27 protein-coding genes are annotated in these 26,993 nt (G+C 65.8%); 19 read left to right on the top strand and 8 right to left on the bottom strand.

Going from position 1 to position 26,993, the window contains the following annotated elements; translation table 11 throughout:
* Positions 1-38 precede the first annotated feature (38 nt).
* From AC1ROK_RS20490 to AC1ROK_RS20440, 11 genes are all read left to right on the top strand, one after another.
* Entirely contained in the window at positions 39-2,945 is a 2,907-nt protein-coding gene (locus AC1ROK_RS20490; RefSeq protein WP_492850331.1) for a methyl-accepting chemotaxis protein, read from the top strand.
* A gap of 176 nt (positions 2,946-3,121) precedes the next feature.
* Positions 3,122-5,542, top strand: a complete 2,421-nt coding sequence (locus AC1ROK_RS20485; protein WP_492850329.1) for a methyl-accepting chemotaxis protein — start codon at positions 3,122-3,124, stop codon at positions 5,540-5,542.
* Positions 5,543-5,673: 131 nt separating this feature from the next.
* Positions 5,674-5,973: an antibiotic biosynthesis monooxygenase family protein gene (locus AC1ROK_RS20480; RefSeq protein ID WP_492850327.1), complete on the top strand. Its 300-nt coding sequence runs from the start codon at positions 5,674-5,676 to the stop codon at positions 5,971-5,973.
* A gap of 1 nt (position 5,974) precedes the next feature.
* Complete coding sequence (locus AC1ROK_RS20475; RefSeq protein WP_492850325.1) at positions 5,975-6,322, top strand: DUF1801 domain-containing protein; 348 nt, start codon at positions 5,975-5,977, stop codon at positions 6,320-6,322.
* 42 nt (positions 6,323-6,364) lie between these two features.
* Positions 6,365-6,727, top strand: a complete 363-nt coding sequence (locus tag AC1ROK_RS20470; RefSeq protein ID WP_492850323.1) for a methylglyoxal synthase — start codon at positions 6,365-6,367, stop codon at positions 6,725-6,727.
* 148 nt (positions 6,728-6,875) lie between these two features.
* Complete coding sequence (locus tag AC1ROK_RS20465) at positions 6,876-7,658, top strand: ABC transporter ATP-binding protein (protein ID WP_492850321.1); 783 nt, start codon at positions 6,876-6,878, stop codon at positions 7,656-7,658.
* The gene (locus AC1ROK_RS20460; protein ID WP_492850319.1) at positions 7,658-8,362 is read left to right on the top strand and encodes an ABC transporter ATP-binding protein; all 705 of its coding nucleotides are present in this window, start codon (positions 7,658-7,660) and stop codon (positions 8,360-8,362) included. The genes AC1ROK_RS20465 and AC1ROK_RS20460 overlap by 1 nt, the downstream gene beginning before the upstream one ends.
* Positions 8,363-8,367: 5 nt before the next feature.
* Positions 8,368-9,369 (top strand): branched-chain amino acid ABC transporter permease, encoded by a 1,002-nt coding sequence (locus AC1ROK_RS20455; protein ID WP_492850317.1) that lies wholly within the window; start codon positions 8,368-8,370, stop codon positions 9,367-9,369.
* A complete protein-coding gene (locus tag AC1ROK_RS20450) occupies positions 9,366-10,655 on the top strand; it encodes a branched-chain amino acid ABC transporter permease (RefSeq protein WP_492850315.1) in 1,290 nt (429 codons plus the stop codon). Before AC1ROK_RS20455 ends, AC1ROK_RS20450 begins: the two co-directional genes overlap by 4 nt.
* Before the next feature lie 72 nt (positions 10,656-10,727).
* Positions 10,728-11,267, top strand: a complete 540-nt coding sequence (locus tag AC1ROK_RS20445) for an MbcA/ParS/Xre antitoxin family protein (protein ID WP_492850313.1) — start codon at positions 10,728-10,730, stop codon at positions 11,265-11,267.
* A complete protein-coding gene (locus AC1ROK_RS20440) occupies positions 11,264-11,920 on the top strand; it encodes an RES family NAD+ phosphorylase (RefSeq protein ID WP_492850679.1) in 657 nt (218 codons plus the stop codon). The genes AC1ROK_RS20445 and AC1ROK_RS20440 overlap by 4 nt, the downstream gene beginning before the upstream one ends.
* An 81-nt stretch (positions 11,921-12,001) precedes the next feature.
* Here AC1ROK_RS20440 and AC1ROK_RS20435 read toward each other — a convergent pair whose 3' ends face one another.
* The 3 genes from AC1ROK_RS20435 to AC1ROK_RS20425 form a co-directional block, all read right to left on the bottom strand.
* A complete protein-coding gene (locus AC1ROK_RS20435) occupies positions 12,002-12,649 on the bottom strand; it encodes a TetR/AcrR family transcriptional regulator (protein ID WP_492850311.1) in 648 nt (215 codons plus the stop codon).
* Between the two features lie 32 nt (positions 12,650-12,681).
* Positions 12,682-13,617, bottom strand: coding sequence for an SDR family oxidoreductase (locus AC1ROK_RS20430; protein WP_492850309.1), 936 nt, complete (start codon positions 13,615-13,617; stop codon positions 12,682-12,684).
* Positions 13,618-13,752: 135 nt separating this feature from the next.
* Positions 13,753-14,961: an ABC transporter substrate-binding protein gene (locus AC1ROK_RS20425; protein ID WP_492850307.1), complete on the bottom strand. Its 1,209-nt coding sequence runs from the start codon at positions 14,959-14,961 to the stop codon at positions 13,753-13,755.
* A gap of 388 nt (positions 14,962-15,349) precedes the next feature.
* Between AC1ROK_RS20425 and AC1ROK_RS20420 the strand changes: the two genes are divergently transcribed.
* The 5 genes from AC1ROK_RS20420 to pyc all read left to right on the top strand — a co-directional run bounded on the left by AC1ROK_RS20420 (position 15,350) and on the right by pyc (position 22,686).
* The gene (locus tag AC1ROK_RS20420) at positions 15,350-16,375 is read left to right on the top strand and encodes a glycine betaine ABC transporter substrate-binding protein (protein WP_492850305.1); all 1,026 of its coding nucleotides are present in this window, start codon (positions 15,350-15,352) and stop codon (positions 16,373-16,375) included.
* Between the two features lie 280 nt (positions 16,376-16,655).
* A complete protein-coding gene (locus AC1ROK_RS20415) occupies positions 16,656-18,158 on the top strand; it encodes a putative bifunctional diguanylate cyclase/phosphodiesterase (RefSeq protein ID WP_492850303.1) in 1,503 nt (500 codons plus the stop codon).
* A 17-nt stretch (positions 18,159-18,175) separates the two neighbouring features.
* Complete coding sequence (locus tag AC1ROK_RS20410; protein ID WP_492850301.1) at positions 18,176-18,646, top strand: GNAT family N-acetyltransferase; 471 nt, start codon at positions 18,176-18,178, stop codon at positions 18,644-18,646.
* Positions 18,647-18,762: 116 nt separating this feature from the next.
* On the top strand, positions 18,763-19,173 hold the full coding sequence (locus AC1ROK_RS20405; RefSeq protein WP_236884267.1) for a protein tyrosine phosphatase family protein: 411 nt from the start codon (positions 18,763-18,765) through the stop codon (positions 19,171-19,173).
* A 72-nt stretch (positions 19,174-19,245) separates the two neighbouring features.
* A complete protein-coding gene (gene pyc / locus AC1ROK_RS20400) occupies positions 19,246-22,686 on the top strand; it encodes a pyruvate carboxylase (protein WP_492850299.1) in 3,441 nt (1,146 codons plus the stop codon).
* Between the two features lie 3 nt (positions 22,687-22,689).
* Here pyc and AC1ROK_RS20395 read toward each other — a convergent pair whose 3' ends face one another.
* The 5 genes from AC1ROK_RS20395 to AC1ROK_RS20375 all read right to left on the bottom strand — a co-directional run bounded on the left by AC1ROK_RS20395 (position 22,690) and on the right by AC1ROK_RS20375 (position 25,000).
* Positions 22,690-23,109, bottom strand: coding sequence for an EVE domain-containing protein (locus AC1ROK_RS20395; RefSeq protein WP_492850297.1), 420 nt, complete (start codon positions 23,107-23,109; stop codon positions 22,690-22,692).
* A 118-nt stretch (positions 23,110-23,227) separates the two neighbouring features.
* Complete coding sequence (locus AC1ROK_RS20390) at positions 23,228-23,536, bottom strand: YkvA family protein (protein ID WP_492850295.1); 309 nt, start codon at positions 23,534-23,536, stop codon at positions 23,228-23,230.
* Positions 23,537-23,677: 141 nt separating this feature from the next.
* Entirely contained in the window at positions 23,678-24,121 is a 444-nt protein-coding gene (locus tag AC1ROK_RS20385) for a GreA/GreB family elongation factor (protein WP_492850293.1), read from the bottom strand.
* Between the two features lie 161 nt (positions 24,122-24,282).
* Complete coding sequence (locus tag AC1ROK_RS20380; RefSeq protein ID WP_492850291.1) at positions 24,283-24,507, bottom strand: hypothetical protein; 225 nt, start codon at positions 24,505-24,507, stop codon at positions 24,283-24,285.
* Between the two features lie 283 nt (positions 24,508-24,790).
* Positions 24,791-25,000: a DUF4287 domain-containing protein gene (locus AC1ROK_RS20375; protein WP_492850289.1), complete on the bottom strand. Its 210-nt coding sequence runs from the start codon at positions 24,998-25,000 to the stop codon at positions 24,791-24,793.
* A 146-nt stretch (positions 25,001-25,146) separates the two neighbouring features.
* Between AC1ROK_RS20375 and ispG the strand changes: the two genes are divergently transcribed.
* The 3 genes from ispG to AC1ROK_RS20360 are packed head-to-tail and all read left to right on the top strand — an operon-like array spanning position 25,147 to position 26,918.
* Positions 25,147-26,385, top strand: a complete 1,239-nt coding sequence (ispG, locus tag AC1ROK_RS20370) for a flavodoxin-dependent (E)-4-hydroxy-3-methylbut-2-enyl-diphosphate synthase (RefSeq protein ID WP_492850287.1) — start codon at positions 25,147-25,149, stop codon at positions 26,383-26,385.
* Positions 26,382-26,504 (top strand): hypothetical protein, encoded by a 123-nt coding sequence (locus AC1ROK_RS20365; protein ID WP_492850285.1) that lies wholly within the window; start codon positions 26,382-26,384, stop codon positions 26,502-26,504. Before ispG ends, AC1ROK_RS20365 begins: the two co-directional genes overlap by 4 nt.
* Before the next feature lie 57 nt (positions 26,505-26,561).
* Positions 26,562-26,918, top strand: a complete 357-nt coding sequence (locus AC1ROK_RS20360) for an antibiotic biosynthesis monooxygenase family protein (RefSeq protein ID WP_492850283.1) — start codon at positions 26,562-26,564, stop codon at positions 26,916-26,918.
* Positions 26,919-26,993 lie beyond the last annotated feature (75 nt).

The following is a 26,993-nucleotide window of genomic DNA, read 5'->3' as shown; positions in this document are numbered from 1 at the left end:
ACCTGACGGTCCTCGCGAAACGTCCAGAAGGGACAAGCATGCGCAAACTCACCCGGACCATAGCCGCCCTCGCCATCGGTGCCCTGCCGCTCTGTGGCGGGCTCTATCTGGGGTGGCAGACGACGGCCGAGATGGACGCGGCGCAGCGCGAGGCCGATGGGGTGCGCTATGCCGGGCTGGTGCTGCCGGAACTGGTCGGGCTCGCCCGAGACGGCGCGCTGCCGGCGGCCGATCCGGCGCTGGCCGAGGCGGCGCGGAGCAGCGATGCGCAATTCGGCACGGCCTCGCTGTCGCGGGCCTACGACGCGCTGAAGGCGGAACTGGCCGCGGGGGCGCATCCGGCGGCGGCGCGCAACGCCGCGGCGATACTGGTGCAGCGCATCCATGACAGCTCCGGGCTCAGTGCCGACCCGGGTGCAGAGCAACTGATCGAGGTGCCGCAAGCGGCCAATGCGGCGCCGCTCTCGCCGGCGCTCATGCAGGCGACGCGCTATGCGGTAGCGGTGCAGCCGGCCGAGCTGGCGCGGCTCGAGGAGGTGCTGGCCGAGTTCCGCGCGGCGACCACCGACGGCGGGACCACGCCAGAGGGCAAGGCCTACACGGCGGCGGCGACAGCGGTGGCGGATCGGGTGGCGGCGGGCATCGCGGCGATCCCCGATGCCAAGGCGCGATCGGCTTTCGACTGGGCCGGGCTCGATGCAGCCCACGACGCGTTCCAGGATGCGGCGCTGGCGCTGGGCCGCGCTTCGGGCGCCGATATGCGGCAACTGCTGGAGCAGCGGATCGTCGAAGCGGGCGCGCGGCTCAACTGGATCGGCGGAAGCAGTGCAGCCTTGGCGCTGCTCCTGGGGCTCGCGGCGTGGTTCGGGCTGGGGTGGCTGGGTCAACCCCGGATTAAGGAAGCTTCCCTATCGTTCGCGACAGGGATGAGCGGGGAAGCCGGGCACGAAAGCCGCGGCGACATGGGGGCTAGAATGGCCACAACGTCTTCGCAGGCCAAAGGTGGGCTGGCGCTCACCACGACGATCTCGGCAATGGTGTTCCTCGCGGTGACGGTGGCCATCGCCACCGTGCTGTTCGCGGTGTGGACGATGCTCGCCGCCAATACGCGCGACACCGCCAACCAGCGGCTCGCGGCGGATCTCAGGATTGCCGCGGCGATCCTCGAAGTGAACCTGCCGAACTCCGACATCTTCTGGAACGAGGCAGGCGAGCTCGAAAAGATCGAAGCCAAGGCGATGCCGAAATTCCGCAACCACGATCTGATCGACACGATCGGGCGAGTGACCGGCGATACGGCGACGCTGTTCGTGTTCGATGCGGAGACCCAGGATTTCACCCGCAAGTCGACCACCATTGTCGACGACAAGGGCGAGCGGATTCTCGAAACGCCGCTGGCGCGCGACGGCGCAGCCTATCCGGTGGTGGTAGCCGGCGGCACTTATCAGGGCGAGGCCAATGTATTGGGCGTTCCCTACTATGCCATCTACCGGCCGATCCAGAACCTCAACAACGAGGTGATCGGGCTCATCTATGTCGGCATCCCGAAAGCGGAGATCGATGCGGCGGCGAGTGAGGGGCTGCAACTGCTGGCGCTGGTCGGCGCGGTGGCGGTGCTGGTGATCGGAGCGCTCTCGGTGTTCGCGGCATCGCGGCTGATGCGGCCGGTGCCGATGCTGTCGAAGAGCATGCGGCTGGTGGCCGGCGGCGCGCTCGAAACAGCGATCCCCTATACTGGCCTCCGCAACGAGATCGGCGAGATGGCGCGCAATGTCGAGGTGTTCCGCGCCAACGCACTGAAGGTGCAGGAGCTGACCGAGGACGAGCGGCTGGCGCTGGAGCAGCGCCGGGCCGAGCGGGCCCAGATGATGCAGTCGCTGCAGCAGAGCTTTGGCGACGTGGTGGATGCCGCGACATCGGGCGATTTCTCGCGCCGCGTCGCGACCCGCTTTGCCGACGATGAGCTGAACCGGCTGGCGGGCAGCGTCAACACGCTCGTCGAGACGGTTGAGCGGATCATCGGCGATACCGGTGCAGCGCTGGCGGCGCTGGCCGATACCGACCTGACGCACCGCATCGAGGGCAGCTACGAGGGCGCCCTCGGGCAGCTGCGCGACGACACCAATGAGGTGGCGGAAAAGCTCAGCCACATCGTCTTGACGCTGAAGCAGACCTCGCGCTCGCTGAAGACGGCGACGGGTGAGATCCTGTCGGGCGCCAACGATCTGAGCGAGCGCACGACGCGGCAGGCGGCGACGATCGAAGAGACCAGCGCGGCCATGACGCTGCTGGCCGATACGGTGCGGGCAAATGCCGAGAAGGCCGAGGATGCACGCCATGTGGCCGAGGACGTCAGCCGCACCGCCGAAGCCGGCGGCGCAGTGATGCAGCAGGCCAATGTGGCGATGGAGCGGATCACCCAGTCATCGGCCAAGATCTCCAACATCATCGGGATGATCGACGACATCGCCTTCCAGACCAACCTCCTGGCGCTCAACGCTTCGGTGGAAGCAGCGCGGGCCGGCGAAGCGGGGAAGGGCTTTGCCGTGGTGGCGGTCGAGGTGCGGCGGCTGGCGCAATCGGCGGCGCAGGCCTCGAGCGAGGTCAAGGTGCTGATCGAGCAGTCGGGCACCGAAGTCAAAGGCGGCACCAAGCTGGTGGCCGAGGCAGCCGACAAGCTCGAGGCCATGCTGGCGGCGGCGCGGCGCTCCAACGCGCTGATGGCGGCGATTGCCGACGACAGCCGGCAGCAGGCGGGCTCGATCGACGAGGTCAACGCGGCGGTGCGGCAGCTCGACGAGATGACGCAGCACAATGCGGCGCTGGTCGAGGAGATCAATGCCGCGATCGAGCAGACCGAGGCGCAGGCCGGTGAAGTCGATGGCATCGCCGACATCTTCACCGTCGATGCCGGCGGCATCAGGCGTACCTCCCGCGCAGCGTGACGGCCTCGCCGGCGGCGCCGTCGGCCCAAGCCCCTGACATTGCATTCGCAAGCCCTTCGAGCTCTGCCGGAAACGTCGCCGTTTGACGCGATGTTAACGCTGCCATGCTGTGATCGCGAGTGAGACGCAGGACGCATTTCAGCTCGTCGACACTCCAGAAGGACTACGACCCCTCCATGCCCGCCAAGACCAAATTCAAGCTACCGTCGCTCAAGCTTCGGGGCTCAATTATTCTGGCCGCCGCCGCCATTTTCACGGTCGCCATCGGCACATCGCTCTACTACGTGGTCTCCAGTAATCGCGCCCAGGACCTGGCGCAGGCCGACGAAGTGGTTGGCGGGCTGGCCGAGACGCAGGCCGAGAGCATCAAGACGTTCCTGACCGGCTTCGCGGTGGCGGCGGATTCAACGGCGCGCACCGCCGAGGCGCTGCTCGCCAACCATGATACGTCGCCGACCACCTACGGCACCATCGTCACCAAGCAACTGGCGAGCCTGCCGGGGGCACTGGGCGTCTACATGATGTTCTCGCCGGACTCGGCGCTCTATGCGCGCCCGACCTTTGCCGGTTCACACTTCCTGATCAGCGGCAACCATGTCGGCATCCTCGCCGAGAACAAGCCGGATGGCACGGTGGGCTATGGTTCGCTCGACAGCCCGGCGGGCTTTGACAGCTGGTTCACCGGGCCGTTGAAGGCGGGCGTCGCCGCGATCTCCGGCCCCGACAATATCGAGGGCAAGCTCTACACCAGCTTCACCAACATCATCAAAGATCCGTCGGGCAAGCCGGTCGGGATGAGCGGCGTCGCCTTCGACTCGGCGGTGCTGGCGTCCAAGCTCGGCAGCGAGCCGCCGATGGGCAATGGCTTCATGGGCATCATCAACCAGCGCAACGTCTGGGTGCTGAACCCCGATCCCAAGCTGATCGGCACAGAAGTGACCGAGCCCTGGGCGCTCGAGGCGCTGACCGCCATGACGTCGTCCGAGACGTTCTCGTCGACCGGCGAAGCGGCGGGCCAGACCTGGAAGATGAATGCCCGCAAGGTGGACCTGCCCGGCGCCGATGCGGCCTGGACGGTGGTCGTCGCCGTGCCGCAGGCAACGCTGCTCGCCGACTCCGAAGCGCAGCTCCTGAACCTCTTGATCGGCGGCGTGGTGATCTTCGCGCTCGGCCTTCTGGCGTTCGCCTGGCTCGGCACGGCAATCGCCAAGCCGATCAGCCGGATGACCGGCGTGATGCGCAAGATCGCCGATGGCGACTACAGCGTCGAAGTGCCGTTCGGTACGATGCGCAACGAGATCGGCGACATGGCGAAAGCCGTCGAGGTGTTCCGCGCGAACGGCCTCAAGGTCGCCGAGATGACCGAAGCGGATGCGGCGCGGATCATCCGCGACCAGCAAGCGCGCACCGCGATGATGGCCGAGCTGCAGAAGGCATTCGGCCAGGTGGTGGATGCGGCGGTGGCCGGCGACTTCTCGCGCCGAGTGGAGACCGAATTCCCCGATGCCGAGCTCAACGCCATTGCCGGCTCGATCAACAACCTCGTCGCCACGGTCGATCGCGGCCTCGGCGAGACCGGTGAAGTGCTGGCGGCTTTGGCCGACACCAACCTCACCAAGCGCATGGAAGGCGAGTATGAGGGCGCTTTCGCCCGCTTGCGCGACGACACCAATGCGGTGGGGGACAAGCTGAGCCAGATCGTCGGCCAGCTCAAGGAAACCTCGCGCTCGCTGAAGACCGCGACCGGCGAAATCCTCTCCGGCGCCAACGACCTCAGCGAACGCACCACCAAGCAGGCGGCGACGATCGAGGAAACCTCGGCGGCAATGGAGCAGCTTTCGACCACCGTGCTGCAGAATGCCGAGCGGGCTCGCGAGGCGAGCGAAGTGGCGAGTACCGTTACCCGCACCGCCGAAGAGGGTGGCCAGGTGATGGGCGACGCCAACGCGGCGATGGAACGGATCACCCAGTCTTCGGCCAAGATTTCGAACATTATCGGGCTGATCGACGACATCGCCTTCCAGACCAATCTCCTCGCGCTCAACGCCTCGGTGGAAGCGGCGCGCGCCGGTGATGCCGGCAAGGGTTTTGCCGTGGTCGCGGTGGAAGTGCGGCGCCTGGCGCAGTCGGCCGCCAGCGCCTCGAGCGAAGTGAAGGCGCTGATCGAGCAATCGGGCACAGAAGTGAAGACCGGCTCGAAGCTGGTGGCGGATGCGGCGGCGCGGCTGGTCGCCATGCTGGAGGCAGCGCGCTCGAGCAACCTGTTGATGGACGGCATCGCGCGCGACAGCCGCGAACAGGCCTCGGCGATCGAAGAGGTGAACACCGCGGTGCGCCAGCTCGACGAGATGACGCAGCACAACGCAGCGCTGGTCGAGGAGACCAACGCGGCGATCGAGCAGACCGACGGGCAGGTGAACGAACTCGACCGGATCGTCGACATCTTCACCATCTCGGGCGCCGCGCCGCAGCGCGTGGTGCAGGTGGCGCCGCCGGCCCGCGGCATCAAGGGCTTGCAGGAGCGGGTGAAGAAGGCCGCGAGCTCCTACCTGAGCCAGGGCAATGCCGCGATTGACAAGGACTGGGCCGAATTCTGATCCGGTGAATTCTGGGTTCGACAAATGCTGAGCGGCTCACAATTGTGAGCCGCCAGCGATAACCCTGACACTCGGTGTCAGGTGATCCATGCGAAACCCTTTCCCGCGTTACAACGGAGAGGGTTTTGTTCATGACCCAGACACTCGAGCTCGTCACCTTCAGGCTGGCCCGCGGCAGCGGGCAGCAGTTCATCGATGCCAATGCGGCGATCAGCGACTGGCTGAAGCGGCAGCCCGGGTTCGTATCGCGTCACCTCGCCGAGCGCGATGACGGCAGCTATGTCGACATCGTGTTCTGGCGGACGCATGAAGCAGCACTGGCGGCCAGCGGAAAAATGATGGAAGAGATGGCCCAGAGCGAGGCCATGACCATGATCGATCCCATGGGCCTCGAGATGAGCCATGGCACAATCCGACTCTCGGTCGACTGAAATGGTCGCCGATCTGATGCAAATCGTCCGGTCCTTTCCGCAGCCGGTCGCTGACCTCGCGCAGAAGCTGGCGCTGACGCTGCTCTCGGTGCGGCCGGACCTCGACGCCAAGGCGCGGTTGGGCTGGGGCTCGGTCAACTACCGGCATCCCATTGCCGGGTTCGTCTGCGCCATCTTTCCGATGGAGGATCATGTGTCGCTGGTGTTCGAGCACGGGCGGCTGCTGAGCTCGCCGCTGCTCGAGGGTGACGGCAAGCAGGTGCGCTTCATCCGGTTCGAGCCGGGTGTCGAGATCCCCGAAGACGAGATCGCCATCCTCCTCGCCGAGGCCATTGCGCTCAAGGCGTGAGCCGTGCAGAAAACCTCCGACGACTATCTCCGGAGATTTCCCATGGCGCGTATCGGGCTTGTGGCGCATGACGACAAGAAGGACGAACTGGTCGCCTGGGCCAAGCTCAACCGCGAGAAGCTCGCATTGCATGAGCTGTGGGGCACCGGCACCAGCGGCGGACGGGTCACCGACGGTACCGGCCTGCCGGTGACGCGGCTGCTGAGCGGGCCGCTGGGCGGCGACGCGCAACTGGGAGCAATGATCGCCGAAGGCCGGCTCGATGCGCTGATCTTCTTCCAGGATCCGCTTACCGCGATGCCGCATGACGTCGATATCAAATCGCTGACGCGGCTCGCGACGCTCTACAACATCCTGTTGGCGCCAAACCACAGAACGGCCGACGCAGTGCTCGCCGCGCTTTGACCGTCTGGTCAAAGTCTCCACAACCCTATAAGAGCCGCCCCCAATCGAAACGCGGTGCTTGGTTGACCGGTGTTTGTGCATATGCGCAGATGACCGCAAAACCGGCACAAGCCGCGAAGAAGAACGATTTCATCAGGACGGGGGCGGGGTGTCCTTCGACGCAGTCATCGACGTGAAGAACGTCAGCAAGCGCTTTGGCGGCTTGCGCGCAGTCAACGATTGTTCGCTCCGGGTCGAGCGCGGCTCGATTACCGGGCTGATCGGGCCGAACGGCGCCGGTAAATCGACGCTGTTCAACCTGGTCGCTGGCAATATCGTGCCCGATAGCGGGCAGATTATCTTTGATGGCCAAGATGTTACCGGCCTGAAACCGCACCAGCTGTTTCACCGCGGCATGCTGCGCACCTTCCAGATCGCGCACGAATTCTCCAACATGACGGCGCTGGAGAACCTGATGATGGTGCCATCGGGGCAGCCGGGCGAAAGCCTGGTGAAGACCTGGCTGATGCCCGGCGCCATCAAGCAAGCCGAGCGGCATGTGCGGCAGAAGGCGCTCGACGTCATCGATTTCCTGAAGCTCGGGCACGTCAAGCACGAGCTCGCCGGGAACCTGTCGGGTGGGCAGAAGAAACTGCTGGAACTCGGCCGCACCATGATGGTCGATGCCAAGGTGGTGCTGCTCGATGAGGTGGCGGCCGGCGTCAACCGCACGCTGCTGCAGGATCTTGCCGCCAATATCGAGCGGATGAACCAGGAGCTGGGCTACACCTTCTTCGTCATCGAGCATGACATGGACCTGATCGGGCGGCTGTGCGACCCGGTGATCGTCATGGCCCAAGGCGAGAAGATCGCCGAGGGTCCGATGAGCGAGATCCGCGCCAACCCCGAGATTATCGAGGCCTATTTCGGCTCTCCGGTGGAGGCCGCGTAATGGCATTGCTCGAGATCAAGGACGTCGTCGGCGGATATGGCGGCGCGCCGATCCTCAATGGCGTCAACCTCGCGATCGAACAGTCGGATATCGGCGTGATCGTCGGGCCGAACGGGGCCGGCAAGTCGACGACGCTGAAGGCGATCTTCGGGCTGTTGAAAGTCACCGAAGGCTCGATCAGCTTCCACGGTGAAGCGATCCAGAATTCGCTGCCGGACCGGCTGGTGCCCAAGGGGCTGAGCTTCGTGCCGCAGGAAAAGAACGTCTTCACCTCGATGAGCGTCGAAGAGAACCTCGAGATGGGGGCGTTCACCCGCACCGACGACTTCAAGCCGACGATGGAATGGGTCTACGACATGTTCCCGGTGCTGCGCGAAAAGCGCCGGCAGCCGGCGGGTGAGCTCAGCGGCGGACAGCGCCAGATGGTGGCGATGGGCCGCGCGCTGATGAGCCAGCCCAAGCTCCTCCTGCTCGACGAGCCGTCCGCGGGGCTTTCGCCCCGCTACGTGATCGAAATCTTCGAGCAGATCGTCAAGGTCAACAAGGCGGGGGTCGCCATCCTGATGGTCGAACAGAACGCGCGGCAGGCCCTGGCCTTCGCCTCGCGCGGCTTCGTCCTCGCCACCGGCAAGAACCGGTTCACCGGTACGGGCGCCGAGCTCATCGCCGATCCCGAAGTCGCCAAGAGCTTCTTGGGGGGCTGACGGCAATGAATGAACTGATCTTCTTTTTCAACAATGTCGTCGTCGCCGGCGTGGTGCTGGGCTCGATCTATGCGGTCGGCGCCATCGGCGTGACGCTGATCTTCGGCATCCTGCGCTTCGCGCATTTCGCCCATGGCGACATGATGACCATGGGAGCGTTCATCGCCTTCCTGCTCGCCATGGCGGCAACCGCGCTCGGCATCACCACCCCGGTCGTGCCGACCGGCTTCCTGGTGCTGCCGCTGGCGATGATCCTCGCCGCGATCATTGCGCTGGGGCTCGACAAGGGGTTCTACGCGCCGCTGCGCAAACGCGGGGCACGGCCGGTGACCATGCTGATCGCGTCGATCGGCGTGACGCTGATCATCCAGGGGATGATCCGGCTGTTCTTCGGTTCGGGCACCTACTCGTTCTTCGAGACCGAGCAGAAGCAACTGGTGCGCATCCCGGTGCCGCTCGAAGGCGTCACCCGCACGATCAACTTTACCCAGCCGCAACTGCTGATGGTGCTGTGCACCGCGGTGGCGGTGCTGGCGCTGCATTTCTTCCTCACCCGTTCGCGGCTCGGCAAGGCGATGCGCGCCATGGCCGATAACGCCGACCTGGCGCAGGTTTCGGGCATCAACACCAAGCTGGTGGTGCGGGTCACCTGGATCATCGCCGGCTCGCTCGCGGCGATGGCCGGCACGATGCTGGCGCTCGACGTCAACCTGAAGCCCGACCTGGCGTTCAACATCGTCCTGCCGATCTTCGCGGCGGCGATTGTCGGTGGGCTCGGGCAATCCTATGGCGCCATCGCCGGTGGCTTCCTGATCGGCTTTGCCGAGACGCTGGCGATCTTCAACTGGTCGGTGCTGCTCAGGCCTGTGGCCGGCTCGCTGCCGTTCGAGCTGCCGGGAACGCTGGCAATCGTGCCGACCGAGTACAAGCTGACGGTGGCCTTCGTGATCCTCGTGGTGGTGCTGCTGTGGCGACCGACCGGTATCTTCAAGGGAGCCTCGACATGATCGCGCGTCGTTCGCTCCTGATGTTCGCCGGCCTGTTCGTGCTGTTCACGATCATCGGGCTGTTCCTCGGCGCCGCCAACATCTCGCTGTTGCTGGTGCAGAGCTTCGCCTACGCGCTGATCGCGCTCGGCCTCAATATCCAGTGGGGCTATGGCGGGCTGTTCAACTTCGGCATCATGGGCATGCTGATGCTGGGCGGCGCAGCTGTCACCTTCATCTCCTATCCGGTCAATGCGCAGTTCTGGGGCTCGGAAGGGCCCCTGATGCTGGGCAAGGCGCTGATGGCGTTCCTCGCCGGGTTCCTGCTGGTGTGGGGCGCTCGGCATGCCGATCGCATCGGCATCAAGGGGCGGTGGAAGAGCTTCGTCACCATCCTCGCCTGGGTCGTCGCCTACATCGTCTATCGCAGCCAGATCGATCCGGCGGCGGCCTATATCGAAACGGCCGGCGGCGGCTGGGTCGGTGGGCTTGGTCTACATCCGGTGCTGGGCTGGCTGTTCGGCGGGGTGCTGGCAGCCGGTGTCGCCTATGTGGTGGGGAAGATCTGCCTGGGGCTCCGCACCGACTATCTCGCCATCGCCACCATCGGCATCTCGGAGATCATCCGGGCGCTGCTCAAGAACATGGACTGGCTGACCCGCGGCACGCTGACCGTGTCGCCGATTCCGTGGCCGACGCCGATCCCGCAGGACCTGCAGGCGCAGGGCGTGTCGATCTCGGATTCGTTCATCTATGCGCGACTGGGTTTCCTGGGCCTCGTGATCATCGTGCTCGCCATCGCCTTCTTCCTGGTGCAGCGCGCCTATGGCGGGCCGTGGGGCCGGATGATGCGGGCGATCCGCGACAACCACATTGCCGCGGCCTCGATGGGCAAGAATGTCACCCGGCGGCAGCTCGAGATCTTCGTGCTCGGCTCGGTGCTGATGGGCATTGGCGGTGCCATGCTGGTGAGCTTCCAGCAGATCTATGATCCGGGCGCCTACCAGCCGATCAACCACACCTTCCTGATCTGGGTGATGGTGATTGTCGGCGGGGCGGGCAACAATTGGGGCGCGGTATTCGGGGCGCTGCTAATCTACATCACCTGGATGATTTCCGATCCGGTGTCGCAGTGGCTGTTCAACAACATCTCGAACTGGTCGACCGATATGGGCTGGGGCGCGATCCCCGAAATCCAGTCCCGTGCCAGCCAGATGCGCGTGTTCGTGCTCGGGGTGGTGATCACCGTTGCGCTCCGCTACGCGCCGCGCGGCCTGATCCCGGAAGTGGTGCGGCGCGAGGCATAGTCCAAAATTGGACTCACTCTTGTATCGTGTCTGGATTTGGACTATGTCTGGATCCAGACAAAGGAGTGCGTCATGCAGTTCGGCTTCCGTGAACAGCCCAAGACAGCGTTCGTTCCAGCGAACGGCAGTGACGCGATCGTCGATGTCGGCCGGTTCTCGGCGCCCAACCGGCGTCGGCTGAGCGGGCCGGCGCTCCGGACATTCCTCAACATCGCCGAGCTGTGGGGCCTCAATGAGGAGCAGCGGCGGCTGGTGCTGGGCTATCCTCAGCGCTCGACCTATCACCATTGGGCCAAGCTGGCGCGGGAGCTGCAGCCGTTCACGCTCGATCTCGACGCGCTGCTGCGCATTTCAGCGGTGTTCGGCATCCATCAGGCCCTGGGCGTGCTGTTTGCCGACGAGGCCGAAGGGGTGCGCTGGCTCAAGGGGCCGCATATGGCGCCGCTGTTCGGCGGGCAGCCGCCGCTGACGCTGGTCACCTCGGGCACGCAGGACGGGCTGATGGCGGTGCGGCGCTTCCTCGATGCGGCGCGCGGCGGGCTCTATATGCCGCCCAATGCACTCGATGCGGCGTTCACCCCGTACGAAGACAGCGACATCGTCATCCGCTGATGCAGGCGCCCGCCCCGCAGCCGAGCCACCGGCTGATTCCGTCGCGGTTTCCGCCGATCGGGCTGTTCGATACCGTTGCCACCACCGCCGACGCCGAGGCGGTGATGGAGCTTGCCGGCTGGACCAACGACCGGCTGGTGCGGCAGCGGCTGGCGCGGCTGCCGCAGCACGAGTGGGTGTTCGGGCGGGCCAATTCCAGCATCGTCATGGCGGCGTTCCTCCACGCCGCGCCAGGCGGATCGCGCTTCAATGGGCCGGATCTGGGCGCCTGGTACGCCGCAGCGGCGCTGGTCACGGCGATCGCCGAGGTCGGACATCACCTGAGGCGCGAGGCGCTTGCCCGAGGGCTGGAGACGGCTCAGCGGACTTACCGCAGCTACACTGCGCGGCTCGCGGGCAGCTATCGCGACATCCGCGGCAGCGCGCCCGAGCTGCATGCCTCGGACAGCTATGCGGCCGGGCAGGCGTTCGGCGAAGGCCTGCGGGCAGTGGGAGAAGATGGCGTGCTCTACGACAGCGTGCGGCACCGTGGCGGCAGCAATGTCTGCGCCTATCGGCCGAGCAAGGTGCTCGACGTGGTGCAGGCGGAGCATCTCGAGGTGAGCGTCAGCGTCGGCGACAAGCGGATCGAGGCGACGCGGCTCTCGGGGTAGGGCGCTTCACCACCTCTGATGCCGATGCGAGCTGACCCCCATCCCTGGGGAGGGAAACCCTCACACCGGCGTTTCAGTCCGCTACGCAATGCTGGCAAGTATCGCCCGTACGGCGCGGGGCAGGTCGCGCGCGATGTCGAGGCGAAGCGGGGCGAATTCCGGGCGCGACAGGACGCGTTCGGCGGCGGGGGCCGGATGGGCGGCAGGCCACATGCCGGCCACCAGCGAGCCGATCATGGTGACCGCCCACAGGGCATCCTCGACCGACGCCTTCGGCAGCCGGACACGGAGAGCCACGGCCATCTCGGCGGCCATGGCGCCCATGCTGCGCTTCACCATGATGATGGTCTCCTCCGAGACATTGGCTTCGAGGGTACTGGACAGGATCGAGGTGAGCTGCCCGAAGCGGGGGCGAGAGACGAACTGCTGCGTCACGGCCCGGGCGAGGGCATCAAGATCATTCTCCGGCGCGGCGGCGATCGCCGCGGCGAACGCGGGCACCAGCTGCTCCATCTCGGTGAGGAACAGGCTCAGCAGCACCTCCTCGCGGCTCTCGAAGTAGCGGTAGACATTGGACTTGGTGAAGCCGGCGCGGGCGGCGATAGCGTTGAGCCCGGCGCCGAGCGGGCCTTCCGCATCGAACAGCTCCGCGGCCGCCGCGAGCAGGGTGTCGCGGCGGGCTCGGATTTCCTCGGGCTTGCGTGCCCGCTGGAAGGTCGTGGTGCTCATCTGGTTGTGGTGCGGCGGCCGGGCGGCCGCTGTCAAGCGGTGAGGGCGGTGCGGGTCGGCAAACGTACGCTGCTCAGCTCCTCGGAGACTTCCCATAGCCTGCGGGCCACTGCGAGGTCGAGCGACTGCGGAGGCGCCGAGGCCGCGCCCGGGCGACCGCGGATCTCGAACAGAGCCTGCGGGCCATAGTAGCCGCCGGGCGTGGCGTGCGGGTCGATGGCCGCCATCAGGGTCGGCAGCGCCGCCTGCGGTACCGGCTGGAACAACAATGACAGATAGCGTCGTGCGAGACCGGCCGGGCTGGCGTTGCCCATGCCGTTGACCACCAGTTCCGTCCGCGCCACGCCGGGATGCGCCGCGATGCTTGCAATGCCCCAGCCATTGGCGTCGCTTCGCCGCTGCAGCTCGAACCCAAACATCAGGCAGGCGAGCTTGCTCTGGCTGTAGGCAACCATCGGCTCGTAGTGGCGCTCCGACTGCAGATTGGCAAAATCGATCCTGCCCTGTCGCGCAGCGATGCTGGCCAGCGGCACCACCCGGGGCGCGGGCGCGGCGACCAGCTGGGGCAGCAGCCTCGCCGTCAGGGCAAAGTGGGACAGGTAGTTGGTGGCGAACTGCAGTTCGAGGCCGTCGCTGCTCAGCACGCGCTGTGGCGGGGCCATGACGCCGGCATTGTTGACGAGGATATCGAGGTGGCCATGTGCGCCGGCGAAGCGCTCGGCGAAGGCGGCGACATTGGCAAGGGCGGAGAGATCGAGGCTCTCATACGACACCTTGGCGCCCGGCACTTCGGCCCTGATGCGGGCGAGGGCTGCAGCGCCCTTGTCGGCGTTGCGGCCGGTCAGCACCACGTCGGCGCCGGCGCGCGCCAGCTCCAGCGCGGTTTCGTAACCGAGCCCGCCGGTGGCGCCGGTGATGAGGGCAAGCTTGCCCGATTGATCCGGAATGTCCTTGGTCGACCAGCTCATGGCTGCACCTCAATAAGAGAACGATGGTCTGCAATTAAGAGACCGTCGGTCTGCTTTCAAGGTGCCACCAAAAGAAAAGGCCCGGGATCACTCCCGGGCCTCGGAATTGCTGAAGGCCAAAGGCCTCCGGATTGCTTACTTCACCGGGCCGACTTCGACGAACTTGCCGTCCGTGACGCCGACTTCAACGATGATGCCGTCGACGTCGCCGGCCTTGTCGAAGTCCGCCGGACCACCGGCGCCGTCATAGTCGATATCGGTGCCGGCCTTGATCAGCTCGAGTGCCTTGGCCCACTCGCCGGGCAGGATCTTCTCGCCCGGAGCCGAAGCGACTTCACGCAGGGCGGCCGAGAGGCCTTCACGCTTGGCCGAACCGTTCTTCTCGATCGCGAGCGCGAGGAGGAACGCGGCGTCATAAGCCTGCGGCGCATAGGTCGCCGCCGGGTCCTGGCCGGCGTCGGTCGCCAGCTTGATGTAGGTGTCGGCCGAGGCACCGGTATAGGCGCCGGCGCGGGTGGCGATGATCTTGCCGTTGACGGCAGCCGGATCGAGGCCGGTCACCAGGTCGTCGCCGATCATCCCGTCGCCGCCGACGAACGCGGTGAATTCGCCGCCTTCGATCGCCTGCTGCAGCACCGTCTTGCCCGAGCCCGAAGCGTAGGCGAGGATTACCAGGTTCTGCGAGCCGCCCGAGGACAGCTGGCCGAGCTCGGCGCGATAGTCGGCCTTGCCGTCTTCATGCGCGATGTTGGCCGACACGGTGCCGCCATTGGCGGTGAACTGGGCGACGAACACGTCGGCGAGACCCTTGCCGTAGTCGTTGTTCACGTAGGTGACGGCAACGTCCTTGATGCCCTTCTGGATCAGCAGATCAGCAAGCTTCACGCCCTGGAAGGCGTCCGACGGGGTGGTGCGGAAGACCAGGTCGTTGTCTTCGAGCGTGGTGAGCGCCGGGGCCGAAGCCGACGGCGAGATCTGCACGACGCCGCCCGGGATGCCGGCAGCAGTGGCAGCGCCGATGGTGGCGCCGGTGCAGAAGGCGCCGACGATGGCGGTCACCTGGTCGGTGTTGACGAGCTTGTCGGCAGCCGGGCCGGCCACGGACGGATCGCAGGCGGAGTCACCGGTGACCGAGACGATCTTGCCGCCGCCGAGAATGCCGCCCTGGGCGTTGACCTGGTCGAAAGCCAGCTGGGCGCCGGCAACGATCGGCGGCGCCAGGCTTTCGATCGGCCCGGTCAGATCGCCGAGAATGCCGATCTTGACGTCTTCGGCGAGCGCCGGAACTGCGAGACCGAGCACGGTCGCGGCAACGGCGAGGCCAAGGATACTGGATTTGTTCATGATGTCCCTCTGCAAAGTCGCTCCGCCGTGCGGCGTTGTTTACCGCCGTCTCCATCGAAGCAACAATCAACGGGGGCACAACCCATGCCCCACTGCGGGCGATATTGCATAAATTGCGAAGGCGAGTCATCCGCTTTTGATCAAGTGGTAAAAGCCCGGCCAGGCATTTGTCTTCAGGGGTTCCGGCCTGGAGTTGGATGGCGTTTCGTTGACCCGCCCTCCCCCTCCAGGTTCTTGCTTTGTCGCAAGATCGAACCGGAAAAGTCTGCAACTTTTCCTGATCGTGCTTATAAGTTCGACCTCCAGATCCGTTCCTCGTGCCGGTCCGATGACAAAGTTGCTCCGCTGCCTTTCCATTCTCGCATTGGCCCTGACGCTGGACAGCGTCATGGCTCATGGGGCCCTGGCACAGGAGTCGGTGCAGACGCTCGATCCGCCGGCCGAGGGCGCCGCGGCCGACCCGGCGATCGGCGAGGCGCCGCCTCCGCCGCCTTGCGGTACGCAGCAACTGGCTATTGCCCGCATGGCGTGGCCGTCGTCGGCGCTGCTGGCCGAGGTGCATTCGCGGCTCCTGACCGCCAACTATTTCTGCAACGTCGCGGTGCAGGAAGGCGACCTCGCCGCTACCGGCTCGTCGATGGGCGCCACCGGCCAGCCGGCCGTGGCACCGGAGCTGTGGATCGGACGGATCGCCGATATCTGGAATGCCGCGATGAAGGGCCAGAAGGTGCGGCAGGCCGGCACGCCCTATGCCGATACGACCTTCGAAGGCTGGTTCGTGCCCGAATATGCCGCGACGCAGTGGCCGGAGGTGACGACCATCGACGGGCTCAAGGCGCATGCCGCCGATTTCGGCGACGGCAATGGGCGGGGCAAGTTCATCTCCTGCCCGATCGACTGGGGTTGTGCGGTGGTGAACCGCAACATGCTGCGTGCCTATGGGCTCGACCAGCTGTTCGACATCGTCGAGCCGGCCAACCGGTTCGAGCTCGATACGCTGATCGCCGAGGCGGTGGGGCGCAAGGAGCCGATCCTGTTCTATTACTGGCAGCCCAATGCAGTGCTGGCGCAGTTCGCCTTCAAGCCGGTGACGCTCGCTGCTTACGATCGGGATGCGTTCCTGTGCATGGGGCGCACGACCTGCGCCTCGCCGACACCGACCGGCTTTGCCCCCGATCCGGTGGTGGTGGCGCTGGCCGAGTGGGTCTATCTCGACGCGCCGCAGGTCGCGGCCTATTTCGGCCGAGCCCGCATGCCGTTCGCCGAAATGAACCTGATGCTGCAGCAGCTGGGCGAGGCGGGAGAGACGGTGGAAACCGTGGCAGACCGCTTCGTCGCCGAGCGCAGCGAAGTCTGGCGCCCGTGGGTCGGGCTGCCGCCGTTGGAAACGCCTACCGAGCCGGCGCCGCAGTAACCCCTTTTTAGCCAAGCCTGCCGATGCAGGGGCGGCAGTTGCTGCACTGTCACGAAGCATGGCTAGCCTGCTTGGCCGATCATCCGGCGCCATCGCCCTAGGCGCTTGTATTCGCTGTCATAATCTCCCGCCGTTAGGCCTTCCGAAAGCTTATGGGAGGAGGCTGCCGCGCGATCGTCGCGCGACAGGCCGCGGGGTATCGATCTTGTCGCGCTTTCGAACCGGAGAAGTTTCTCAGCTTTTCCTGAAAGCGCTCCAGCGGAGCCAGGAGGCCCTTTCGTTGCAACGCCAAGCCTCGCTGCAGCATGTCATCAAGACCTACCGGCTGGTATTCGCCGGAGTGGCGGCGCTGATCGTGGTGACAGGAGTGACCGCGCTCATCGGCTATTTCACCGATCCCCGCGCCATCGAAATGGTGGTGGTGCGGGTACTGGCCGGCGCCAGCCTGTTGCTGCTGCTGCGCTGGGGTTATGTGCGGCTGAAGCAGGAGCTGGCGAGCGCTGCCGAGGAGCAGCGGCAATTGCTCGATCTCGCCTATCGCGACGCGCTGACCGGAGCGCATACGCGCTCTTATTTCTTCAGCGCGCTCAAGGAGAGCCTGCACGGCAACGACCACCCCGTCGCCTACATGCAGATCGACATGGACAAGCTCAAGGTGCTCAACGACTCGCACGGCCACGGCGCCGGCGACGCCGCGTTGGTGCACCTGGTAAAGACGCTGAAGACGTTGCTGCCGGATGCGCTGATCGGCCGGCTCGGCGGCGACGAATTCGGCATCGCGCTCGTCGGCCAGGACAGCCGGCCGGCGCTGGTGCGGCTGGGTGATCAGATCCTCGCCACGCTGGGTCAGCCGATCAACATCGACGGCCGGCCGATCCGGCTTTCGGCAACCATCGGGGTGGCGCTATGGCCGCAGGACGCTGCCGGGGCGGATGAGCTGATCTCCAAGGCTGACCTGGCGCTCTACAAGGGCAAGAAGGAGGGCAGGGCTGCGACCGTGGCGTTCGAGAGCGAACTGATGGCGGACGAGCGGCACAAGCGTTTCGTCGAGCGCGACCTGCGCGCCGCGCTCCTCCTGAACGAGCTCGAGCTGCACTACCAGCCGATCTTTGCCGTCGACGGCACGACCCTCCTCAGCCATGAGGCGCTGGTGCGCTGGCAGCACCCGGTGCGCGGACAGGTGCCGCCGAACGACTTCATCGGCATTGCCGAGCAATCCGACCTGATCGACAAGCTGGGCGACTGGGTGCTCCGCCGCGCCTGCGCCGACCTCGCCGCGCTGGGAACGCCGCATGTCGGCATCAATGTTTCGGTGGTGCAGTTGCGGCGCGGCGATCTCGCCGAGCGCTTCGCAGATATCCTGATGGAGACCGGGACCAGCGGCAGCCAGATCGTCATCGAGATCACCGAGTCGCTGCCGCTCAAATCCGGGACGGTAGAGCTCAGCAATATCGAGGCGTTGCGGGCGCTCGGCGTGCGGGTGGCGATCGACGATTTCGGCAGCGGCTTCGCCAGCCTCGAATATCTCAGGGGCTTTCCGTTCGACATCATCAAGATCGACCGCTCCTATGTGGCCAACCTGCCGGGCAGCCGGATCGACGGGCTGATCGTCTCCTCGATCGCCAAGATCGCCCAGTCGCTTCAGGTCGAGGTCATCGCCGAGGGGGTGGAGACGGCCGAGCAGTTGGAGTTCCTGCAGCAAGCCGGCGTGACGGCGCTGCAGGGCTACCTGCTGGCCCGGCCGGAGCCGTTGCGATCGCGGCGCTTTGCTTCCGCCGCCTGACGGCGTAGGCCTGATCCATGAGCATCGAACCTCCCGTCGACATCCGCATGGCCGAGCCGCATGAGGCGGGGGCCATTACCGCCATCGTGATGGCGGCCTATGCCAAGTGGGTGCCGTTGATCGGGCGCGAGCCGATGCCGATGCGGGTCGATTACGAAAAGGCCGTGCTCGAGCACCGGTTCGACCTGGCGGTCGAAAATGGCGCCATTCTCGGGCTGATCGAGACGGTTCCGCACCCCGATCACCTGTGGATCGACAATGTCGCAGTCGCGCCGGCTGCGCAGGGCCGCGGCATCGGGCGGATGCTGCTGGCGTTCACCGAGGAGCGGGCGATCGCGGCCGGTCATCCCGAGTTGCGGCTCGTCACCAATGGCGCGTTCGAAAGCAATATCGCGCTCTATGCCCGGCTCGGGTTTGCGGTGGATCGGATTGAGGATTTCCGCAACGGCAAGGCGGTCTATATGCGCAAGCCGTTCCACGGAACCTAATCCAAAGTCGTGAGACTTAGGGCGGGCGCTGCCGCGCCTTGCCTCTCGGACGGCGCGATGTCTATAAAGGCTTCCGGGAAGACCCAGGCATATCTATCGGAGTATGTGATTTGGACGTGAAGCGGATCAACGACCACGTGAGCGTGTCCCCGCAGATCAGCCCCGAAGATGTGGCCGCCATCAAGGCCCAGGGTTTCGTCGCTATCATCAATAACCGGCCGGACGGGGAATCCCCGGACCAGCCCAGTAGCGCGACGATCGAGCAAGCGGCGCACGACGCCGGCCTCGCCTATCACTACATTCCGCTCGGCCGCGAGGGCGTCAGCGCCCAGATGGTCGAGGAGACCAAGCAGGTGCTCGAGGGGAGCACCGGCCCCGTGTTCTGCTACTGCCGTTCCGGCACCCGCTCGACCACCCTGTGGGCGTTGAGCCAGGCCGGCAAGGCGCCTGCCTCCGAGATCATCTCGGCGGCGGCGAATGCGGGTTACGACATGTCCCACCTCGCGGGACATCTGAGCCAGAAGTAACGGCCGAAAGGCCGCGACGACCCCTTTCCGGCACCTGAGAGTGCCTCAATCCCCTCTGCTCGGGTAACATCGATGCCGATCAAGAAGATCCTTGTCGCCAACCGCAGCGAAATCGCCATCCGGGTGTTTCGCGCCGCCAACGAACTGAACATCAAGACGGTCGCCTGCTACGCCGAAGAGGACAAGCTGGCGCTGCACCGGTTCAAGGCCGACGAAGCGTACCTGATCGGCAAGGGCAAGGGCCCGGTCGAAGCCTATCTGCAGATCGACGAATATATCCGCATCGCCCGCATCTCGGGCGCCGACGCGATCCACCCCGGCTATGGCCTGCTCTCGGAGAGCCCCGAATTCGCCGATGCCTGCGAGGACGCGGGGATCATCTTCATCGGGCCGCGCGCCCAGACGATGCGCGACCTCGGAAACAAGGTGGCGGCGCGCAACATGGCGATCGCCTCGAAAGTGCCGGTGGTGCCGGCGACCGAGGCGCTCCCCGACGATATGGATGAAGTCAAGCGCATGGCCGCCGAGATCGGCTATCCGCTGATGCTGAAGGCCAGCTGGGGCGGCGGCGGCCGCGGCATGCGCCGGATCATGGACGAGAAGAACCTCGTGCACGAGGTGTCCGAGGGCAAACGCGAGGCAAAGGCGGCGTTCGGCAAGGACGAGATGTATCTCGAAAAGCTGATCGAGCGCGCCCGCCACGTCGAGGTGCAGCTGGTCGGCGATGACCACGGCAACCTGGTGCACCTGTTCGAACGCGACTGCTCGGTGCAGCGGCGCAACCAGAAGGTGGTGGAGCGGGCGCCGGCGCCATATCTCAGCCAGCAGGTGCGCGACGACCTCACCGGCGCGGCGATCCGACTCGGCAAGGCCGCCAACTATCGCGGCGCCGGCACGGTCGAGTTCCTGCTCGATGCCGATACCGACAAGTTCTACTTCATCGAAGTGAACCCGCGCATCCAGGTCGAGCACACGGTGACCGAAGTGGTCACCGGCATCGACATCGTGAAGGCGCAGATCCGGCTGCTCGAAGGCGCGGTGATCGGCACGCCAGAGTCCGGCGTGCCCAAGCAGGACGACATCCGGCTCAACGGCAATGCCATCCAGTGCCGCGTCACGACAGAAGACCCGGAACACAACTTCATTCCGGACTATGGCCGCATCACCGCCTATCGCGAGGCGACCGGGTTCGGCGTGCGCCTCGATGGCGGCACCGCCTATGCCGGCGCGGTGGTCACCCGGTTCTACGATCCGCTGCTCGAAAAGATCACCTGCTGGGCGCCGACCGCCGACGAGGCGATCGCCCGCATGCACCGGGCGCTGCGCGAGTTCCGCATCCGCGGCGTCGCGACCAACCTGGCGTTCCTCGAGAACATCATCACCCACCCGGATTTCATCGAGAACCGCTACACCACGCGCTTCATTGACACGACGCCGGCGCTGTTCGATTTCAAGCAGCGGCAGGACCGGGCGACCAAGCTCCTCACCTACATTGCCGACGTCACCGTCAACGGTCACCCGGAAGTGCGCGACCGGCCACGGCCGCCGGCCGATGCCGCGGCGCCGGTGGTGCCGGAATACGAGCCGCTGATCGTCGTCGAGGGGTCGAAGCAGATCCTCGACCGCGACGGGCCGAAGGGCCTGGCACGCTGGATGAAGGCGCAGCAACAGGTGCTGTTCACCGACACGACGATGCGCGATGCGCACCAGTCGCTGCTCGCCACCCGGATGCGCTCGTTCGACATCACGCGCATCGCGCGCGCCTATAGCCGCGGGCTGCCGAACCTGTTCTCGCTCGAATGCTGGGGTGGCGCGACGTTCGACGTGTCGATGCGCTTCCTCAACGAGGATCCGTGGGAGCGCCTGGCCGCGGTGCGCGAGGGCGCACCCAACATCCTGACGCAGATGCTGCTGCGCGGTTCGAACGGCGTCGGCTACACCAACTACCCCGACAACGTGGTGAAGTTCTTCGTCCGTGAAGCGGCGAAGGGCGGGGTCGATGTGTTCCGGGTGTTCGACTGCCTCAACTGGGTGGAGAACATGCGCGTCTCGATCGACGCGGTGATCGAGGCCGACAAGGTGGCCGAGGGCGCCATCTGCTATACCGGCGACCTGCTCGATCCGGATCGGGCCAAGTACGACCTCAAATATTATGTCGGGCTGGCGAAGGAACTCGAAGCCGCCGGCGCGCATGTGCTGGGGCTGAAGGATATGGCGGGGCTGCTGAAGCCCGCCGCAGCCAAAAAGCTGATCGAGACGCTGAAGCAGGAAATCGGCCTGCCGATCCATCTCCACACCCACGACACCTCGGGCGCCGCGGCGGCGACGATCATGGCGGCAGTGGAGGCGGGCGTCGATGCGGTCGATGCGGCGATGGATGCGCTCTCGGGCACTACCTCGCAGCCGACGCTTGGCTCGCTGGTGGCGGCACTGAAGGACGGGCCGCGCGCGCCGGGGCTCGACCAGAAGGTGATCCGCGAGATCTCGTTCTACTGGGAGGCGGTGCGCAACCAGTATCGCGCCTTCGAGAGCGACCTGAAGGGCGGCGCCTCGGAAGTCTACCTGCATGAAATGCCCGGCGGGCAGTTCACCAACCTCAAGGAGCAGGCGCGTTCGCTCGGGCTCGAGAGCCGCTGGCACCAGGTGGCGCAGACCTATGCCGACGTGAACCAGATGTTCGGCGACATCGTGAAGGTGACGCCGTCATCGAAGGTCGTGGGCGACATGGCGCTGGCCATGGTGTCGGCCGGGCTGACCCGCGCCGATGTCGAGGATCCCTCGCGCGATATCGCCTTCCCGGATTCGGTGGTCGGGTTCTTTGCCGGCGACCTGGGCCAGCCACCGGGTGGCTTCCCCAAGGCGTTGCAGAAGAAAGTGCTGAAGGGCAAGAAGCCGCTGACCGAGCGGCCCGGGTCCTACCTCAAGGATGTCGATCTCGAGGCCGAGCGGAAGAAGGTGGCCAAGGACATTGGCGGCGAGGTCGATGACAAGCGGCTCGCCTCGTACCTGATGTACCCCAAGGTTTACTCGGACTTCGTCAAGACACAGGACAAGTACGGCCCCACCGAGGTGCTGCCGACGCCGATCTATTTCTACGGCCTCAAGGAGGGCGAGGAGGTGTTCCTCGACCTCGAGAAGGGCAAAACCCTGGTGCTGACCTACCAGGGCCGCACCGAGACCAACGAGAAGGGCGAAGTGCGCGTCTTCTTCGATCTCAACGGCCAGCCGCGCACCATCACCGTGCCGGACCGGCTGAAAGTCGGCGAAGTGAAAGTCCGCGCCAAGGCGGCGCTGGGCGATGCCAAGCAGATCGGCGCGCCGATGCCGGGCGTCATCTCGTCGCTGGGCATCAAGGTCGGCGACAAGGTGGTGGCCGGCGACGTGCTGCTGTCGATCGAAGCGATGAAGATGGAAACCGCCATCCACGCCGAAGCCGACGGCACCGTTGCCGAGGTTACGGTGAAGCCGGGCGACCAGATCGACGCCAAGGACCTGCTGGTCCGTTTCGAATGAGCCTCAGACTTCCGCGCCCATTGCCGTTGCGATGGTGCGGAAGTCCCTCTCGCTGATTTCGAACAGGCCGAAGCGCATCTGGTAACCCCAGTTGGCCTTGCCACGGGTGAACTCGAGCCGTTCGAGCAGTGGCACGATCGGGGCCTCTGCTGCTTCGACGTAATCGACATTCCGCCGCCATGGCGTGAAGTCGCCGCCCATCACGCCCTGGTAAAGCTCCTCGTCCCGCACCCGGCCAATGGTGGTGAAGCTTTGCAGGCGATCCCTGCCGCCGATGGTTTCGGCCGGCGAGTAATAGGCCACCCCGTCGCCGGCGCGGATGCGCTGCAGCGGGGCCTTCTTGCCGTGGTTCACCTGCATGAAGCCGTCGCGCCCGCGACGGGCGTGCTCAGCCGAGGCCACTGCGATCCAGTACTTGGTCATGTCGAAGTCTCCGTTAATACGGAGACCGATCTCACTGCAGGCTGTCAGAAACCGGCAGTGGTTATTGATTTGTGTCGCGCTTTCGAACCGGAAAAGTCTGCAACTTTTCCTGAAAGCGCTAGCGACGACGGTACGTGCCGTCGATCACCTTGGCCCCGTCAGCGGCGCGCCGATAGACCGGTGCCTTCTGCGGCAGCAGCTTCACGATCAGGCTGACGAGCAGCGGCACGACGATGAAATCGTCGACCCAGCCGAGCAGCGGGATCACGTCGGGGATCAGGTCGATCGGGCTCAAGAGGTAGGCCGGCACCAGCAGCATCAGCGCCTTCAGGTGCACCGGCGTCTCGGAGGAGACGAAGGCCTGCCAGAGCGTTGCGAGTTCCTTGCGGAAGGTGAGAAAACGGGCGAGGAGCGAGAACCTGTTCATGCACCAGAAATGGTCTCCGCCGGCGCCAGCTTCAAGAGGTGCTGCAGTCGGTCGCAGGCACCGACTGGCGGGGAATGCGCGTCCGCCGCGACAGTAGCCTGGAGTGAAGGGCCCGACAGGCTCCGGGCCCTTCCGATATCCTCACGCCGCGAGCGGTCCCGGATCGTCATCGGGGTCGTCGTTGGTCACGGCGATGACCTGCAGTCGCTGCACGGCGCCGTTGCGATCCAGCCAGGCCATCTGGTGGCCGGGGCGCGTCCCCAACAGCGCAGCGCCGTGCTCGGAGGTAACGGGCAGGCTGTAGCCTCCCGAGCCTGTGGCATTGTCGGGGAGTACCAGCTTCGCGGTTCGCTCAACGCCTGGTACGGGAGCGTAGCGCACGATGCTGCCGATGCGGACGACGTCGGCTGGCACCATGCCGTCCGGGATGATCCTGGCGCGGTCGAGTTCGTAGAGCAGCAGGTCGGCGTTGCGGCCGCGTTCTCCAACATGGGTGAGCGCGACCACCGTCAGCCGGTGATGCTCGGTCTTGCCCACCACGATTTCGGGAGATTGCATCCAGTCCGTCAGGGAGATGGTTGTCATGGCGTTTCCTTCGGAGCTCCGAGCTCCCTCAGATCGAACACTGAGATGGGTGTCGGCCTTGGCGCCGGCGGCCCATGGGGCTTCTCGTGGCACCAGGGACATCTGGCGGCCCCGCGCGGGCGTGCGCCCTTGCAGGACCGGCAGTAGCGCAGCGCCGGCATTCATTGCCCCTCCTCACCCGGCGGCTGCGTGCTGGCCCAGCTGTGCAGCAGCCGTGCCCGATCATCGAGGGACAACAGCCGTATGGTCATGACCTCGGTCTTGATCGGGGTCTGCTGTGGCAGGCTGTAGCTCAGGTCGGAGAGGTGGTGCTCAACCCATTGCCGAAAGCGGCGCAGCTTGTTGCCGCCGCTGATCGGCAGGGTCACGGAGTACTTGAAAGTCATGATCGTCGCCTTGTGCGCGTGCGCAATCGAGAGCGCCCCGCGGGACGACACATCGCCCCGGGGCCGACCGATCGGCATGCTGTTTTGGGTGAGTGATGAACGCTCCTGATGCCGCCCTTGCCGTTCGGCAGATGGCGACATCAGGCAATCAGCCTGCCCGGCTGAGGCGACTTCCTATGGGGCAAGCTGTTGCGGAGAACCTGTTCATGGGCGCCATCATGGCCAAAGCCGGCGCGAAGTCAAATCGCCCCTTGGACGCAGCGTCGACGCCGCGACTGGCCGGCTATTTCAGTCCGCCGCGATCCTTCAGCAGCTTGACGATCGCCATGGCGTGGCCGTGACCGAGCTGGTAGTCGGCCTTCAGCCAGTCGGTAATCTGGGTGGCTTTTGTCCCGGCTTTGGTAAAGCCTTTTGCGGTGGCGAGGTGGATCCACTGGTCCGGCGTGACGCCGGTCTGCTTCTCGATATTGTCGAGATAGGCTTGGAAGGTCATGGGCGGCTCGCTTCAATCGGTCACGCAATCGTAACATTGCGCCCTCAACCTCAAAGGCCTATTTGCTGAGGCGACAAGTCCATGACTGTCGCGCTTTCGAGCTGGAAGAGTCTCCAGCTCCTGCTGAAGCGCTCCAGGGGTTTTCGATGAGCATTTCTCCCCGCCGGCACTCGGTCGGCGTCAATGTCGGTGGCGTGATGGTGGGCGGCGGCGCACCGATCGTCGTCCAGTCGATGACCAATACCGATACCGCCGATATCGAGGCGACGGTGCGCCAGGTGGCGCAGCTATGGCGTGCCGGCTCGGAGATCGTCCGCGTCACTGTCGATCGCGACGAGGCGGCGGCGGCGGTGCCGCATATCCGCGACCGGCTGGCGGCACGCGGCGTCAACGTGCCGATCGTCGGCGATTTCCACTATATCGGCCATAAGCTGCTGACCGATCATCCGGCGGCCGCCGAGGCGCTGGCCAAGTACCGCATCAACCCGGGCAATGTCGGCTTTAAGGCCAAGCGCGACACGCAGTTCGCGACGCTGATCGAACTGGCGATGAAATACGACAAGCCGGTGCGGATCGGGGTGAACTGGGGGTCGCTCGACGAAGAGCTGCTGACCCGGCTGATGGACGAGAACTCGGCTTCGGCGACGCCGGTTTCAGCGGCCGCGGTACAGCGCGAGGCGATCATCCAGTCGGCGCTGCTCTCAGCGCAACGGGCCGAGGAGCTTGGGCTCGGGCGCGACAAGATCATCCTCTCGACCAAGGTTTCGGACGTTCAGCACCTGATCGCGGTCTATCAGGACCTCGGGGCGCGCTGCGACTATGCGCTGCATCTGGGGCTGACCGAGGCCGGCATGGGCTCGAAGGGCATTGTCGCCTCGTCGGCGGCGATGGGGATCCTCTTGCAGCAGGGCATCGGCGACACCATTCGCGTATCGCTGACGCCGGAGCCGGGCGGCGACCGCACGCAGGAAGTGCGGGTGGCGCAGGAGTTGCTGCAGACCATGGGCTTCCGGCAGTTCCTGCCGGTGGTGGCGGCCTGCCCGGGGTGCGGGCGCACCACGAGCCAGACCTTCCAGGTGCTGGCCAAGGAAATCCAGGATCACCTGAGCGCTTCGATGCCGGAGTGGAAGGAACGCTATCCGGGCGTCGAAAGCCTGTCGGTGGCCGTGATGGGCTGCATCGTCAACGGCCCGGGGGAGAGCAAGCACGCCAATATCGGCATCTCGCTCCCCGGCACCGGCGAAACCCCGGCGGCGCCGGTGTTCGTCGATGGCCAGAAGGTCGCGACGCTGCGCGGCGCTGACGTCGCCGAGCAGTTCAAGGTGATGGTCGCCGACTATATCGAAAAGCGTTTCGGCACGGCCGAGAAGACCGCCGCGGAATGAGCCGGCTGCGCAACTGGCTGTTCACCGGCGAAGCGGCGCGGCGGCGCTGGCTGTGGCTCGGGGTGCTGGCCGTGCTGCTCATCGTGCTGTGGCTGACGGGTAACCTCAGGCAGCAGTAGGGCGACCGGCGCCGGCTTGTTATGCTCCCGGCATCAGAATCGCGCCGAAGGCCAGCCATGCAGAGCCCGAACCTGCCCGAGCCGCCCTACTACATGGTCAGCTTCGCCTCACAGCGGACGCCAGGCGACCATGGGCACCACGAGATGGGCGCCGCGATGCTCGAGCTGGCGCGCCGGCAGCCGGGCTTTCTCGGCTTCGAAAGCTGCCGCGATGCCAGCGGCTTCGGCATCCTCAACTCGTTCTGGACCGACGAAGAGAGCATACGCAACTGGAAGGCCGTGGCCGAACACACCGAGGCGCAGCGGCGCGGGCAGGCCGAATGGTACACCGGCTACCAGATCCGCATCGCACTGGTGCAGCGGGCCTATGGGTTCGAGGGGCGGGAGAGAGCCTCCGAAGCCGGTGCGGGCTGACCCGCACCCCTCCTCCCCGCAAGGGGGAGGGAGACCCTCACACCGGCATCGTGGCTCTCGCGTCTGCGGGGAGGA

This window comes from Devosia sp. GW821-FHT12F11 (assembly GCF_058806655.1).
The sequence above is the reverse complement of the archived record's forward strand: the minus strand, read 5'-3'. Positions and strand labels throughout refer to the sequence as shown.